At 62.4% G+C, this 14,990-nt stretch carries 12 protein-coding genes; 7 read left to right on the top strand and 5 right to left on the bottom strand.

What is annotated here, in order from left to right; genetic code table 11:
* Positions 1 to 244 precede the first annotated feature (244 nt).
* Positions 245 to 2,713 carry an RNA polymerase sigma factor RpoD gene (gene rpoD / locus ASD58_RS21710; protein ID WP_057263301.1) on the top strand — a complete coding sequence of 823 codons (2,469 nt, stop codon included), beginning with the start codon at positions 245 to 247 and terminating at the stop codon, positions 2,711 to 2,713.
* Between the two features lie 180 nt (positions 2,714 to 2,893).
* Positions 2,894 to 3,094 (top strand): hypothetical protein, encoded by a 201-nt coding sequence (locus ASD58_RS31445; RefSeq protein ID WP_156401418.1) that lies wholly within the window; start codon positions 2,894 to 2,896, stop codon positions 3,092 to 3,094.
* 639 nt (positions 3,095 to 3,733) lie between these two features.
* Here ASD58_RS31445 and ASD58_RS21700 read toward each other — a convergent pair.
* The 3 genes from ASD58_RS21700 to ASD58_RS21690 form a co-directional block, all read right to left on the bottom strand.
* A complete protein-coding gene (locus ASD58_RS21700; protein ID WP_057263299.1) occupies positions 3,734 to 4,876 on the bottom strand; it encodes a DUF3466 family protein in 1,143 nt (380 codons plus the stop codon).
* A complete protein-coding gene (locus ASD58_RS21695) occupies positions 4,873 to 5,985 on the bottom strand; it encodes an HAF repeat-containing protein (protein WP_057263298.1) in 1,113 nt (370 codons plus the stop codon). Before ASD58_RS21695 ends, ASD58_RS21700 begins: the two co-directional genes overlap by 4 nt.
* 78 nt (positions 5,986 to 6,063) lie before the next feature.
* Positions 6,064 to 6,405, bottom strand: coding sequence for a zinc ribbon domain-containing protein YjdM (locus tag ASD58_RS21690; RefSeq protein ID WP_057263297.1), 342 nt, complete (start codon positions 6,403 to 6,405; stop codon positions 6,064 to 6,066).
* 10 nt (positions 6,406 to 6,415) lie between these two features.
* On the opposite strand from ASD58_RS21690, the gene ASD58_RS21685 reads away from it, so the two are divergent.
* On the top strand, positions 6,416 to 7,090 hold the full coding sequence (locus tag ASD58_RS21685; RefSeq protein ID WP_057263296.1) for a GNAT family N-acetyltransferase: 675 nt from the start codon (positions 6,416 to 6,418) through the stop codon (positions 7,088 to 7,090).
* Here the strand turns inward: ASD58_RS21685 and ASD58_RS21680 are convergent.
* Both ASD58_RS21680 and ppc read right to left on the bottom strand, forming a co-directional pair.
* On the bottom strand, positions 7,074 to 7,700 hold the full coding sequence (locus tag ASD58_RS21680) for a head GIN domain-containing protein (RefSeq protein ID WP_057263295.1): 627 nt from the start codon (positions 7,698 to 7,700) through the stop codon (positions 7,074 to 7,076). The two genes, ASD58_RS21685 and ASD58_RS21680, sit on opposite strands and share 17 nt — an antisense overlap.
* 98 nt (positions 7,701 to 7,798) lie before the next feature.
* Entirely contained in the window at positions 7,799 to 10,621 is a 2,823-nt protein-coding gene (gene ppc / locus ASD58_RS21675; RefSeq protein WP_057263294.1) for a phosphoenolpyruvate carboxylase, read from the bottom strand.
* A gap of 165 nt (positions 10,622 to 10,786) precedes the next feature.
* Between ppc and hemC the strand changes: the two genes are divergently transcribed.
* From hemC to ASD58_RS21655, 4 genes are read left to right on the top strand one after another with little or no spacing between them, the layout of a single operon-like run.
* Positions 10,787 to 11,776, top strand: coding sequence for a hydroxymethylbilane synthase (hemC, locus tag ASD58_RS21670; RefSeq protein WP_057263525.1), 990 nt, complete (start codon positions 10,787 to 10,789; stop codon positions 11,774 to 11,776).
* Between the two features lie 33 nt (positions 11,777 to 11,809).
* On the top strand, positions 11,810 to 12,574 hold the full coding sequence (locus tag ASD58_RS21665) for a uroporphyrinogen-III synthase (RefSeq protein ID WP_057263293.1): 765 nt from the start codon (positions 11,810 to 11,812) through the stop codon (positions 12,572 to 12,574).
* Positions 12,571 to 13,758, top strand: coding sequence for a uroporphyrinogen-III C-methyltransferase (locus tag ASD58_RS21660; protein ID WP_057263292.1), 1,188 nt, complete (start codon positions 12,571 to 12,573; stop codon positions 13,756 to 13,758). Before ASD58_RS21665 ends, ASD58_RS21660 begins: the two co-directional genes overlap by 4 nt.
* Positions 13,758 to 14,954 carry a heme biosynthesis protein HemY gene (locus tag ASD58_RS21655; RefSeq protein ID WP_082565599.1) on the top strand — a complete coding sequence of 399 codons (1,197 nt, stop codon included), beginning with the start codon at positions 13,758 to 13,760 and terminating at the stop codon, positions 14,952 to 14,954. Before ASD58_RS21660 ends, ASD58_RS21655 begins: the two co-directional genes overlap by 1 nt.
* The last annotated feature ends 36 nt before the right edge of the window (positions 14,955 to 14,990 follow it).

Genomic DNA, 14,990 nt, shown 5'->3' with positions numbered 1-14,990 from the left:
AAACCTTGTATAATGGCAGACGCGCCAAATGCAGGACGGTGCGAATTCAGATTGGTAAAGAGTTTTCGGCCGGGGCCGCGCTGCCCTGAGTAGTCCAGTTCCAGGGCATGTGCCCTCTCTAATCACTGAATCATCGGAATCGAGCCCGGTCATGCGGGCTTTTTCTTTTCCCGATTATCCCTGAAACCGGGCCATCGCGAGCCTTCGAAAAGTGCACCTTCGGGCGCGCTGAGAGAGATATTGAATGACGAAACCTAAGACCCTGACGTTGTCCGCCAAGAAGTCCACTGGCTCCTCCACTACCAGCGCTCCGTTGGCCGTGCCAAAGACCAGCCTTTCGTATGTGATCGACAACGCTCAAGAGGAAGCAGGAAAAGTCACCGTAGTAAAGAAATCCCGCCGCCTGGCAGCCGTGCCGGTCGAGGAAGCGCCGGTGGAGGCCGTTGCCGACGAACCGGTCGGCAAGACGCGCGCCCGCAAGACCGCTGCTGCCAAGCCGGTGTCGCTGGCTGTCGTCGCTGAAGAAGCGCCGGCCCCGGCGCCCGCCAAGCGCGGCCGCAAGCCTAAGGCTGCCGAACCGGCGCCGGTGACTGTGACGACCGGCCCTGCCGCCGTGACCGAAGTGCGCGACGCCGCCGTGCTGGCATCGATCGACACCTCCGGCTACCTGCTGCCGCAAGTGAAGGTGCCGGGCCGCCGCGGCCGCAAGCCAAGCGAGTTCACCCCGGAAAACGATGAAGTGGCGGCACTGAATGCCGTGGAGCGCGCCGAACTGAAGGCAGCGTCCAAGGCGCGCGAGCGCAAGGCGAAGGGTATCGATGCTTTCGGCATGACCGATGGCGCCAATGCGGAGGAGCTGGAAAAGCGCCGCACCCAGTTCAAGAACCTGATCAACCTGGGCAAGGACCGCGGCTACCTGACCTACGCCGAGATCAACGACCACCTGCCGGAAAACATCGTCGATCCGGAAGCGATCGAAGGCATCATCGCGACCTTCAACGACATGGGCATCGCCGTGTACGAGCGCGCACCGGATGCGGAAGCGCTGCTGCTGTCCGATAACGTGCCGACCGCAGCCAGCGACGATGAAGTGGAAGCCGCTGCCGCCACCGCGCTGTCGACCGTCGATTCCGATTTCGGCCGTACCACCGACCCGGTCCGCATGTACATGCGCGAAATGGGCGCTGTGGCGCTGCTGACGCGCGAAGGCGAAATCGAGATCGCCAAGCGTATCGAAGGCGGCCTGCGCGACATGATCCAGGCGATTTCCGCTTGCCCGACCACCATCTCCGAGATCCTGGCCCTGGCCGAGAAGATCGAAAAAGACGAGATGAAGGTGGACGACGTGGTGGACGGCTTTGTCGACCTGAACGAAGACGCGCACACCCCTGCGCCAGCCAAGGTTCCTGCTGCAGCTTCCGACGATGAAGACGAGGAAGAAGAGCTGGACGAAGAGGAAGAAGACGGTGACGTGAACGGCGGCGCCGCCGGCTACTCGACCGAACAGCTGGCGCAACTGAAAGATGATGCGCTGGCTAAATTCGCCCTGATCTCGAGCCAGTTCGACAAGATGCGCAAGGCCACTTACGGCAATGCCGTCTACGTCAAGGCGCAGGACATCATCTCCAACGAGTTGCTGGGCATCCGCTTCACCGCGAAAGTGGTGGAAAAGCTGTGCGACACCCTGCGCGGCCAGATGGAACAGGTGCGTTCGATTGAGCGCGCCGTGCTGGAACTGTGCGTGAACCGCTGCGGCATGCCGCGCGCGCACTTCATCAAGGTCTTCCCGGGCAACGAAACCGACCTGGATTGGGTCGACGGTGAAGTGGCTGCCGGCTATCCGTACAGCGCGGTGCTGGGCCGTAACGTCCCTGCCATCAAGGAACTGCAGAACAAGATGATCGACCTGCAGGAGCGCGTGGCGCTGCCGCTGGCCGACCTGCGCAAGATCAACAAGCAGATGGCTGCCGGCGAAAAGCGTGCCCGTACCGCCAAGCGTGAAATGACCGTGGCCAACCTGCGCCTGGTGATTTCGATCGCGAAGAAGTACATCAATCGCGGCCTGCAGTTCCTGGACCTGATCCAGGAAGGCAATATCGGCCTGCTGAAGGCGGTCGACAAGTTCGAATACCGCCGCGGCTACAAGTTCTCGACCTACGCGACCTGGTGGATCCGCCAGGCGATCACGCGTTCGATCGCGGACATGGCCCGTACCATCCGCGTGCCGGTGCACATGATCGAGACCATCAACAAGATGAACCGCATTTCGCGCCAGATCATGCAGGAAACCGGTTCCGAGCCGGACATGGCAACCCTGGCGCTGAAGATGGAAATGCCGGAGTCCAAGGTGCGCGAGATCATGAAGATCGCCAAGGAGCCGATTTCCATGGAAACCCCGATGGGCGAGGACGGCGATTCGCAGCTGGGCGACTTCATCGAAGACAACACCACGCTGGCGCCGCTGGACGCTGCATTGCACGCTTCGATGCGCAATGTGATCAAGGAAGTGCTGGATTCCCTGACCCCGCGCGAAGCCAAGGTGCTGCGCATGCGTTACGGCGTTGAGATGTCGAACGACCACACGCTGGAGGAAGTGGGCAAGCAGTTCGACGTGACCCGCGAGCGTATCCGCCAGATCGAAGCGAAGGCAATGAGCAAGCTGCGCCAGCCTTCGCGTTCGGACAAGCTGAAGACGTTCCTGACGGAGAAGTAATCGCCCGTCGGCGCGAAAGAAAAGGAGGCCTCGGCCTCCTTTTTTATTTCGCCGCCCTGGTGACGACGCAGAATTTCGTTTCGCTGCAGTCGGATATCGGGCAATAACCAAGAATGCTTGACTGAAAAACTAGCACGCATCTACACTGTGTTTTCTTTCGATTAACTGCTCCAAGCCAGCATGAACTTCTTTTCCAACCTGTCTCCAGTGCTCATCCCGGTGCTTGCAATGTGCGTTCCGATCATTGGCGTCGTTGCCTGGGCCGTCGTAAAAATTGCACGGCTTCAGATGCTGCATGAGACCATCCGGCAAATGAGCGCGAATGGCCAGCCGATCCCTCCCGAACTCATTGCACAAATCGTCGAACGTAAGTCTTCTTGATGGTGGCCCGGTAATCAGATGGCCTAAGTTTCTTAACCTTCTTGGGGGCGAATGTGAGGTCGCGTATGGCGAAAGTCGTCTCGCCCTTTGCCTCCTGGCGAAATTCGCCAAGGTGGTTTCCGGTAGGGCCAATTTCGTCGGCGAAGCTAACTGAGATGGCAACGGACTCTGAGTGATTCTGCAAATAGCGTTTTACCGAATCGCCAAGCGACACTTTGATGGCAAAGTTGGAAGGGCTGCGTCATACAGTACCTCGGCCGACTCCACCGCGCCGGTGAGCAATTCAAGGTTAGCCCAATCAAGCAGCATGGCTGCCATCATTGGATCTGGCGCAGCAACGAACTCGACTCGCTCCAGCAATTGGGATCAGGACAGCAGAGAGATTGATTAGATTTTCGAACGCGATTTTCGCGTGGCGGCCATGGTTGCTCGCGACCAGGCGATCAAACTTTCCTTGTCGGTCTTGGTGACCAGGTAAGGCTTAAGATTGTGCCCTGTGCTACTTACTGGCGAAATGCTCTCGCCCCGATGGTTTGTGCCAATCTCGTTGATGCAGGCTCTGCCTGGAATAAAACAGCAAGAGCGGCTGTCAGAATGAACAGGGATGATTTACATTCCCAAGGTGTGATTCTCTCATCCTTATGCGATGGACAGCATCAGGCGTTTGCTGAAGTCGATGCCTTCCCGCAGGTGTTCGCGGACTTTGTAGAGGAAGAAGGTGGCCAGTAACGCGAGCAGACCGTAGGTCAGCATGTCCACCGGCGCCGGCCATCCGATCGATTCAAGCTGGTTGTGCGCGACGCGGGCGGCGCGCATTTGCCTGGCCATGGCGCCAGCGCCGATGATCTGGCCGTCGTCGGTGATGCGGCGGGCGAGGTCGAACTGACCGAAATTGTCGCGCACTTGCATCTGGCCTTTGCTGTAAACGAAGACGAGTGGCGCTTCGCGGCCCCAGACCCGCACGTTGCCGACGATGTCACCGTTATTATTGATGGCGGTGGCGAAGCTGTTGCCACGGCTCATCATCACGCCAAGGTCCACGGTACGCAGGCCGTCGTAACTGAAGGCGTGCCAGCTGCGGTCCTGCATCTGCATGGTGCCGACTACCACGCCGTTGTCGTTAATTGCCATGGCTACGCTGTGGCGGTCGCCGACGTCCGGGATCTCGATCTTGCCGATGCCCGGTTTGTAAATGAAGGCGCGGCGGAAGCCGTTGGCGCGGTCGGCGGCACCAACGACGACGTCATGCGCGTTGATGCCGAGCGCGTAGCTGTTCTTGCCGCCGAAGGTGCCGAGGTCCAGCATGGTGATGCCGGTGTCGATGAAGGCGTGGTAGCTGCCGTCATAAGTGTCGGCGTGGCCGACAATGTGGCCCTGTTCATTGATTGCGGTGCCGGCGCTGCTGGCGCCACCCAGCGTGTCGAGTTCTCGCAGGCCGCTGCGCTTGTCGAAGCGGTAAGCGTGCCAGGTGTAGTCCGCTGCCTGGGCTGAGCCGGTGACGACCCCGGCACCGTTGATCGCGGCTGCAGTGCTTTCTTCGCCGCCGAAGGTGCCGATGTTATAGCGCTGGCCGCCGGAGCGTAAAAAAGCTTGCCGGGCGCCGTAGCCGGTAATCGACTCGAGGACGGTGTCGCCGGCCGGATTCATGTCCTTGGCAACGATGGATTCGGACATCGAACCGCCAAACGGGCCGGCCTGGGCTGCGCTGGCGCACAGCATTGCTGCAAGCGCCAACACCGGCGCAAGGCGCGTGGCCAACTTCAGGGACGCGCCGCGCATCATGCGAACGACAGCATCTTGAAGCCGAAGTCGATGCCTTTGCGAATACGCTCGCGCGCTTTGAAGGCTGCTACTCCCGCAATGATCGCCAGGAAGCCAAGCGTAAGCCAGTCAACCGGTTTGAGGCCGCGATCTTTTTCACTGGCCGAATCGACGGAGCCGGATTTCAGTACGTGGCCGGTGTAGGAGGAACCGATTACCTGGCCTTCTTCTGTAATGTCGCGAGTCAGGTATAGGCTCTTATAGGCCGAGCGCACCTGCATTTGGCCATTCTTGTAGATGAAGGTGTGAGGTGCGTCGTGGTCTTTGATGCGCACAGTGCCGACGATGTCGCCGTGGTTGTTAATGCCGTTGGCAAAACTGGAGCCGTGGGAGATCATGGCACCCAGGTCGATCATGCGGCCGTTCTCATACATGAAGGCGTGCCAGCTACGGTTCGGCATCTCGGACGCGCCGACCACCACGCCCTGGTCGTTCACGCCGGTCGCAACGCTGATGCGGCCGCCCAGCGTAGGCAGCTCGATCATGCCGCTGCCCGGCTTGTACAGGAATGCGCGGCGGTAGCCGTCCGCCAGCTGTGCGGCGCCGACTACATAGCCGTCGCCGTTGATGGCTGTGGCGTAGCTGTTTTTGCCGCCAAGGGTGCCCAGGTCCAGCATGCCGATGCCGTTGTCAACGAAGGCGTGGTAGTTGCCGTCTGCGGTGTCGGCGTAACCGACGATATGACCGGATTGATTGAGTGCGGTGCCGACGCTGCTGCTGCCGCCCAGTGTACCGAGGTCGCGAATGCCTTGCGCTTCGTCGTAGCGGAATGCGTGCCAGGCGTTGCTGGCGGTGAGTGCGCCGCCGGTGACGACGCCCTGGTTGTTGATGGCGTTGGCGGTGCTGTCGCTCCCGCCCAGGGTGCCGATTTCGATATGGCGGCCTTGCGACATCAGGATTGCTCGGCGGCGGCCGTCTTCGTCCTTGATTTCGCCCACCCATTCACCTGCTGCGTTAATGCCCGTCATGGTACTGGACTCTGTTTTCCGTTCCCCCATCGGGCCTTTGGCGTAGGCGGTTGCGAAGGGCAGGGTCAGTGCGATGATCAGCGCAAGCGAAGCAGGCTTCATAGGCAGTCTCCGGTAAATAAGAATTGTTCCGGAGACTATATCTGAGAATTAGTAAAAAATATTCTCAAATTGTAATGATCAAACTTTGCGCACGAACTCCGATTTCAGGCTCATGGCGCCGAAGCCTTCGATCTTGCAGTCGATATCGTGGTCGCTGTCGACCAGGCGGATGTTCTTGACCTTGGTGCCCTGTTTGATCACGCCGCCGGAGCCTTTTGGCTTCAGGTCCTTGATCACGGTGACGGTGTCGCCATCTTGCAGGATGGTGCCGACGGCGTCCTTGTAGACGCGCGCGGTGTCGCCGGCTGCTTCGGCGGCCTGCTTTGGCCATTCGTGGGCGCATTCAGGGCAAACATAGTTGTCGCCGTCTTCGTAGGTATACTCGGACTGGCATTTTGGGCAGGCTGGGAAATTAGACATTGGAACTCACATGCTGGAATTGGAAAACCCGATCTGGGCAGCGCTAAGCAGCGCACAGCAACATTTTAACATTCCGACCGGTGCGGCCCGGCGCTATCCGGCCGACGTGGCCCCGTTTTGCGCTGTGGCGGAGCAGGGCGTTCCGTTAAGCGCCGAGGACCTGGCGGGCATCCCGGACGGCAGCTATTACTTCCTCGGCCCGATGCCGGCGCTGCCTGAAGGGTGGTTGTTGCAGCCGCTGTCCGGCGTGCTGCAGATGGTCTATGAAGGCGGCCTGGTGGCGGCGCCGGAAAGTTCAATGATCCGTGTGCTGGCGGCCAATGATCCGGCAATGGTGGAGCTGACCAATATCGCCTTTCCCGGCTATTTCCGCCCACGCACCGGCGAGATGGGCCAGTACGCCGGCATCCACGATGGGGGGAGCCGGCTGGTGGCTTTGAGCGGTGAGCGCATGGACCTTGGCCATATGCGCGAAGTGAGCGCGGTTTGCACGCATCCCGAATTCACGGGACGCGGCTATGCGCGCCAGCTCGTGGAATTCATCATGCACGGCATGCAGCAGCAGGGCGTGCGCCCCATGCTGCATGTGGGCGCGGCCAACGCCCGTGCCCAGGCGCTGTACCGCTCGATGGGATATGTGGCAACCCGCGAGCTTCCCCACGCGCGGCTTATTTGCCCGGGCTGACGTTGCCGATACCCTTGGCCGACTTGTTGATGTGTTTCGGGTCGCCGTAATAGGTGAAGTTGCCCATGCCTTCGACGATCAGGTTCAGGGTGTCGCTGGCGTAGAGGCTGATGTCGCCCATGCCGGTGAAGTTGACGTCGGCGCGTTCAGCATGCAGGTCCTTGAGGTCGGCCTGGCCAACGCCTTGGCCTTTCATGCGCAGCAGCTTGACCTTGCCGCTGGCGTATAGCGCGCCAGCGCCTTCGAAGCTGATGTCGATGCGTTCGCCATTGATATTGGTGACGCGCGATTCACCCGCGCCCAGGACCCGGAAGCTGGTCAGCGCCGGCACAGTCACGGTGATCTTGTCACCTTCCTTCACATTGGTCGAACCCTTGTTGGCGTTTTCGTAGACGACGCGCAGTACGCCGCCTTCGACCACGGTGCTGACTTTGTCGATGTATTCCTTGCGGCCGCTGACCTTGACGGACTGCTCCTTGCCAACGTCAACGTAGACGCTGATCGGGCCTTTGACATTGATGCCGTAGAAGGTGTCGAACTTGCGGACCTGGTCGTCGGCCAGGGCGAGGGAGGGCAAAAGCAGTGCAGCTAACAGCGTCAAGCGAAACATACGATCTCCTCAAATCAGAGCGCATGATTATGACTTAGTTATGGCTTTTTTGCTAAGCGGGCCCGGAATTTTTCCGGGCCCGTTTGCCAGTGCGGTTCTTAGCCGGTGTTGCGCAGGCCTGCCGCAACGCCATTGATGGACAGGTGGATGCCGCGGTTGACGCGCGGATCGGCCCGGTCTTCTTCATTACCCAGTGCGCGGCGGCGCTTGATCAGTTCCACCTGCAAGTGGTTCAGCGGATCAAGGTAAGGGAAGCGGTTGGTGATGGAACGGGCCAGCAGCGGGTTGCCGGCCAGGCGGTCGCGGGTGCCGGTGATCGATTCCAGGCAGTCGAGGGTCTGGTGATACTCCTCGGTGATGCGCTTGAAGATGCGTTCACGCAGTTCCTTGTCCCTCACCAGCTCGGCGTAACGCGAGGCGATCGCCAGGTCGGTCTTGGCCAGCACCATGTCCATGTTGGACAGCAGGGTGGCAAAGAACGGCCAGTGCTGGAACATGTCGCGCAATTGCGCCGTGCGCTCTTCCTTGTTGCCGGCGGCGATCCAGGCGCCGATGGCGGAGCCGAAACCGTACCAGCCCGGCAGCAGCAGGCGGCACTGGCCCCAGCTGAAGCCCCAGGGGATAGCGCGCAAGTCTTCGATGCGGCGCGTCGACTTGCGGGAAGCCGGGCGCGAGCCGAGGTTCAGTTCCGCGATTTCCGCAATCGGGGTGGCCGCGAAGAAGTAGTCGGTGAAGCCCGGGGTTTCGTACACCAGGTTGCGGTAGGCCTTGTAGGCCAGCTCGGAGATCTCGGCCATCACGGTTTCGAAACCGGCCAGGCGCGGGCCGTGGCAGGCGTCGGCCGGCGGCGGCATCAGGCTCGCTTCCAGGGTGGAGCAGACCAGCAGCTCCAGGTTGCGGCGGCCGATTTCGGCATTGGAGAACTTGGAGGCGATGATTTCGCCCTGTTCGGTCAAGCGCAGTTGGCCGTTGACGGTGCCTTTCGGCTGCGCCAGGATGGCCTCGTAGCTTGGACCGCCGCCGCGGCCGACGGTGCCGCCGCGGCCGTGGAACAGGCGCAGCTTGACGCCGGCCTTGGCGAAGATTTCCACCAGGGCCAGTTCCGCCTTGTACAGCTCCCAGTTGGAGGTCATGAAGCCGCCGTCCTTGTTGGAGTCGGAGTAGCCCAGCATGACTTCCTGGATCTGGCCCTGTTTGGCGATCAGCTTCTGTACCATTGGCACCGCCATCAGCGATTCCATGATGCCGGCGGCGCGCTGCAGGTCGGGGATGGTCTCGAACAGCGGGATCACCATCAGGTCCGAAGTGCGCTCGCCGTCGGCGCCCTGGCGCAGCAGGCCGGTTTCCTGCTGCAGTACGAACACTTCCAGCAGGTCGGATACGGTCTCGGTGTGCGAAATGATGTAGTTGCGGATGGCGCGCTTGCCGTAACGCTGGCGGATGTCGTGCGCAGTGCGCAGGATGGTCAGCTCGGAAGTCGTCTCGTCCGAGTATTCGATGTAAGGCGAGTAGAGCAGGCGTGGTTGCGCTAACTCCGCCAGCAGCAGCTTGACCTTGGCTTCTTCATCCAGCGACGGGTAGTCGGCTTGCACGCCGGCCTTGGCAAACAGCTCCGCCAGCACGCGTTCGTGGATGTCGGACGACTGGCGCATGTCGAGCGACGCCAGGTGGAAGCCGAAGATGTCGGCGGCACGCTTCAGGGTGGTCAGGCGCGGGCGGGCCAGCACGGAACCGTGGTTGGCGTCCAGCGACTCGATCAGCACCTGCAGGTCGGCCGAGAAATCGGCAGGGCACGGGTAAGGCTCGGCGTGGCCAACTTCCTTGCGCAGGATATTGGTCGCACCCAGGGCGCGCGCGGTGCTTGCCAGGCGGGCGTACATGCCGATCAGGGCGCGGCGGTAAGGTTCGTCGCTGCGGTGGTCGGAAGTATCGGTCGAGGCGTCGGACAGCGCTTGCAGCGCAGGCGAGCAGCCAATCATCAGGGTCGACACCGACAGCTCGGCGCCCAGGGCGTGGGTTTCGTCGAGGTAGAAGTCGAGGATGGTGGTGGCCTGGCGCTCCAGCGCGTGCTGCATGGTGCCGGCGTTGACGTTCGGGTTGCCGTCGCGGTCACCGCCGATCCAGCTGCCCATCTGCACGTAGGAACCGTCGATCGCGGCCGGTGCGGACTGGCCGTAATGCTCGGCGATCTCCGATTCGATATCGTCGTACAGGGCCGGCAGCTCGCGCAGGAAAGTAATGCGGTAGTAGGACAGGGCGTTGTCGATTTCATCCGCCACGGTCAGCTTGGAGTAGCGCAGCATGCGGGTCTGCCACAGGGTGGCGATGCGGGCGCGCAGCATGTGCAGGTTGGTGCTGCGTTCCTTCGGCGTCAGCGGCAGGTCACGCTGGGCCAGCAGGCGGGCGATATCGTGTTCCGCGTCCAGGATGGACTTGCGCTGCACCTCGGTCGGGTGGGCAGTCAGGACGGGGCTGATCAGGGCTTCCTTGAAGAAGCTGGTCACGGTGTCCAGTTCGACGCCGGATTCTTTCAGCTTGTCGAGTGCAAAGCTGATGCTGCCTTTTTGCGGTGCCGAGCCGGCCAGCAAGTGGGCGCGGCGGCGGCGGATGTGGTGCTGGTCTTCCGCAATATTGGCCAGGTGGGAGAAGTAGGAGAAGGCGCGTACCACCGTGATGGTCTGTTCGCGCGTCAGGATCTTCAGCATGCCGTCCAGTTCCTTGGCGGCGCCGGCGTCGGCTTCACGGCGGAAGCGGACGGCGGTCTGGCGGATGGTTTCGACGACGGCGAATACTTCCTCTCCTTCCTGTTCCCGCAGGACGTCGCCCAACAGGCGGCCCAGCAGGCGGATGTCTTCTTTCAACGGCGCGTCTTTATCGGCGCTCTGGTTTGCTTCGTCTGTTGCACTTACTTGATTTGCCATAGTTAATCAGTCAAAAGATAAGAATGGTCGTGCAAAAGGCTTGTGGCCGCAGTCTGCATAGGGGCGCGCATGCTAGAATTTGTGGTCCCAATCATGCGCAATAAACTGGTGAACGCCGGTTTGGCGCTAGCAACAGCGAAAGAACTGGTTTTGAATACTCCTGAAATGGCCCGACAGCTCCCTTCCAAATTGGTGATCGCTTCGCGCGAAAGCCGCCTTGCCATGTGGCAGGCCGAACACGTCCGCGCTCGCTTGTCCCAATTATATCCGCAGTGCAGCATTGAGATCCTGGGCATGACAACCCGCGGCGACCAGATCCTGGACCGGGCATTGTCGAAGGTGGGCGGCAAGGGGCTGTTTGTGAAGGAACTGGAAGTGGCGATGGAAGAAGGCCGCGCCGACCTGGCCGTCCATTCGCTGAAGGATGTGCCGATGGAGCTGCCGGAAGGTTTTGCGCTGGCCGCCGTGCTGGAGCGCGAAGATCCGCGCGATGCCTTCGTTTCGAACGATTATTCCTCGCTGGCCGAGCTGCCAGCCGGCGCCGTCGTCGGCACCAGCAGCCTGCGCCGCCAGGCCCTGATTTCGGCGCGCTACCCGCACCTGGTGATCAAGCCTTTGCGCGGCAACCTGGATACCCGCCTGGGCAAGCTCGATCGTGGCGATTACGCTGCCATTATCCTGGCCGCAGCCGGCCTGAAACGCCTTGGCCTGCCGCAGCGCATCAAATCGCTGCTGGCGCCGGAAGATTCGCTGCCGGCCGCAGGGCAGGGCGCCATGGCGATCGAGATCGCGGTGCGTAACGATGGCCTGGACCTGAAAGCGATCCTGGCGCCGCTCAACGACCTGCCTACCGCGCAAGCCGTGACGGCGGAACGCAAGGTGTCCAAGGTGTTTGGCGGATCCTGCCAGGTGCCGCTGGCAGCCTTCGCCACCGTCGACGGCGGCCGGATGCACCTGCGCGCCATGGTTGCCACGCCGGACGGCACCCGTGTCGCGCGCGCCGAAGTGAACGGCGCCGCGGCGGATGCCGAAGCGCTGGGCGCCAACGTCGCCGAGCAGTTGCGCGCCCAGGATGCCGAGGCAATCCTCGCTGTCTGCCAGGCCGAGCAAGCCGACGCCATGAACCCTAACGCCGCCCCGACCGCAGGTGTCTGACCCAGCGGGTCAGACATCGGTTTACCGGTTTTGATGCCACGCCCAGTCGTCCTCACCCGCCCGATCGCACAGGCCGAACCGCTGGCCAGCCGCATCCGCGCCCTCGGCCGCGAGGTCGAGGTGCTGCCGCTGCTCGACATCAGTCCTCTGCCGGACCAGGCGCCGTTGCGCGAGGCCCTGGCCAGCCTGGCCAGTTACCAGCTGGCCGCCTTCGTATCGCCCAATGCGATTGACGCAGCCTTCGCCCACATCCGCAGATGGCCACCAGGCCTGCAAGCCGCGGTTGTAGGAGAGGCCAGCCGCCAGGCGTTGCTCGCCCAAGGCGTCCCCGCCAGCCTGATCGCCAGCCCCGCCGACCCGGCCCATAGCGACACCGAACACCTGCTGCAAGCCCTCGACCTGCCAGCCCTGCGCGGCGCCAAGGTACTGATCGTGCGCGGAGAATCAGGCCGCGAACTGATGGCCGACTCCTTCCGCGCCGCCGGCGCCGAGGTGACGGTGCTGCCGTCCTACCGCCGTGCCGTGCCGCAGATGACGCCAGCGCTGGCCGCGCGCTTGACAGAGCTGGCCGCCACGCCCGCCGACTGGATCATCACCAGCTCGGAAGCCCTGCGCGGCCTTGTCGGGCTGCTCAAAGAATTAAACAAGTTGACAATCGTTGCAATGTTGCAACATCATCACCTGATCGTGCCCCATTCCCGTATTGCTGAAACGGCAAGAGATTTGGGTTTCCCGAATGTGACTCTCACAGGATCTGGCGACGAACGGGTGCTCGCCGCGTTACAATCACGTCCATGAACGATTTGCCTAACCAAACTGACAACAAAGACGTCCCGCCAAATCCGCAAACTGCGCCGGCCGTCGAGACTCCAAATGCCGCCCCGACTACGCCAGCGACCCCGCCGGCCCAGGAGCGCGACGCGCTACGCCAGCCGCTGACGATCGCCGTGGTGGTGCTTGGCATCCTGCTGGCAGCGCAAGCCTTCTATTCGAAAAACCAGGTGTTCCGCCTGCGTGAAGAAATGGCGCGCCGGCTGCAGCAGGGCGATTCGCTGAACGGGCAGACCAGCCAGTTGGCGAAAAACGTCCAGGAGACGACCAAGGAAATCCAGCTCAAGGTAGGCGTGCTGGAAAACCGCCAGCAGGAAGCGCAGGCGCAGCAGCTGGCGCTGGAGCAGCTGTACCAGGACATGTCGAAGAACCGCGACGAGTGGGCGCTGGCCGAAATCGAGCAAGTGCTGTCCACCGCCAGCCAGCAACTGCAACTGGCCGGCAACGTGCCGGGCGCGCTGATCGCGCTGCAAAACGCCGACCGCAGCCTGTCCCGTTCCGACAAGCCGCAATTCATCACCATCCGCCGCGCGATCGCCAAGGACATCGAACGCCTGAAGGCGCTGCCGAACGTCGACAACGTCGGCCTGGCGGTGCGCCTGGATAACGTGATCGCCCAGGTCGATGGCCTGCCGATGCTGTCCGATGCCAAGCCAACCCCGCCAGCGCCGCCGGAGCGCAAGACCCATGCGCCGGCACCGGCCAAGGGCAAAGGCAAGGATGCCGCCGCCAAGGACGCGGCGTCGGCACCGGCAGAAGACGAAAATAGCTGGGGCAACCGCCTGAAGACCGTATGGCAGGACTGGAGCAGCGATATGTGGTCGGAAGTGTCGACCCTGATCCGCGTGCGCCGCGTTGAAACGCCGGACGCCATCATGCTGGCGCCGGAAGAAGCCTACTTCCTGCGCGAGAACCTGAAACTGCGCCTGCTGAACGCACGCATGGCCCTGTTGTCCCGCAACGAAGCCGCCTTCCGCGCCGACCTGCTGGCCGCACAGGAATCGCTGGCGCGCTACTTCGACACCAAGACCGCCCAGACCAAGACTGCGCAGCAGCTGCTGCGCCAACTGCAGGGCAGCAACCTGCAGATCGAAATGCCGACGCTGGCCGATAGCCTGAACGCGGTGCGTAACTACAAGGCGAAGCCATAATGCGTCTCTTTATCTGGCTCGTTGTGATGATGGCTGCGGCCATCGGTATCGCCGTGACGGCACGCTTCAACCCGGGCAATGTGGTGCTGTTCTACCCGCCGTACCGCGTTGACCTGTCGCTCAACTTCTTCATGGTGCTGCTGGTTGCAGCCTTCCTGCTGGTGCATTTCCTGGTGCGCGCCTTCAACGCGACCGTCGACATGCCGCGCAAAGTGGCAGCCTACCGCCAGAACAAGCGTGAGCGCGACGGCAACAAAGGCCTGCGCGATGCGCTCAAAGCCCTGTTCGAAGGCCGCTTCGGCCATGCCGAGAAAGCCGCACTGCGCGCCGCCGAACTGCCGGAAAACGCCGGCGTCGCCGCCCTGATCGGCGCCCGCGCCGCCCACCGCATGCGCCAGCAAGCCCGCCGCGACCAGTGGCTGGCCCGCATCGCCAGCGACAACAGCATGAAAACCGCGCGCCTGATGACCGTGACCGAACTGCTGGTCGACGACCACCAGCCGGAAGCGGCGCTGGAAGCGGTGCGCGAGCTGAATGCCAGCGGCACCCGCCATATCCACGCCCTGCAATGGTCGCTGAAGGCAGAGCAGCAAGCCAAGAACTGGCCGGAAGTGCTGCGCCTGGTGCGCCTGCTGGACAAGCACAAGGCCCTGCATCCGGCCCTGTCGGCGCGCCTGCGCGAACTGGCATACGACGACCTGCTGTCCGATAACTCGCACGACGCGGAATCGCTGCAGCGCGTCTGGAGCACCATCCCGAACGCTGACCGCCTCAAGCCATACGTGGCATGCCGTGCTGCTACTGCGCTGAACGCGCGCGGCCTGCACGACGAAGCCCGCGTCGTGTGCGAAGAATCGCTGGCCGCCAACTGGGACGAACGCGTGCTGCGCGCCTACCGCGACGCCGCTGCGCCGGTCGGATCCGCCGCGCTGCTGGTGCAGATTGAACACTGCGAAGGCTGGGTGCACGAGCGCCCGAACGACGCCGAACTGGCACTGACCCTGGGCTCCCTGTGCCTGAAGCAGAAGCTGTGGGGCAAGGGCCAGCGCTACCTGGAGCAAGCCCTGTCCGACGCCTCCGAATCGCGCATGGTGCGCGAATCCCACCTCAAGCTGGCGCAGTTGCACGAAGCGCTGTCCCAGCCCGAAGAAGCGGCGAACCACTATCGCCAGTGCGCCTTGGCAACTATCTTGTGACGGTGCTGCGCCGCACAAACGGCGCGCACTTCGCTA

Origin of the sequence: Duganella sp. Root1480D1 (genome assembly GCF_001427305.1) — a bacterium.
Classification (GTDB): domain Bacteria; phylum Pseudomonadota; class Gammaproteobacteria; order Burkholderiales; family Burkholderiaceae_D; genus Rugamonas.
The sequence above is the reverse complement of the archived record's forward strand: the minus strand, read 5'-3'. Positions and strand labels throughout refer to the sequence as shown.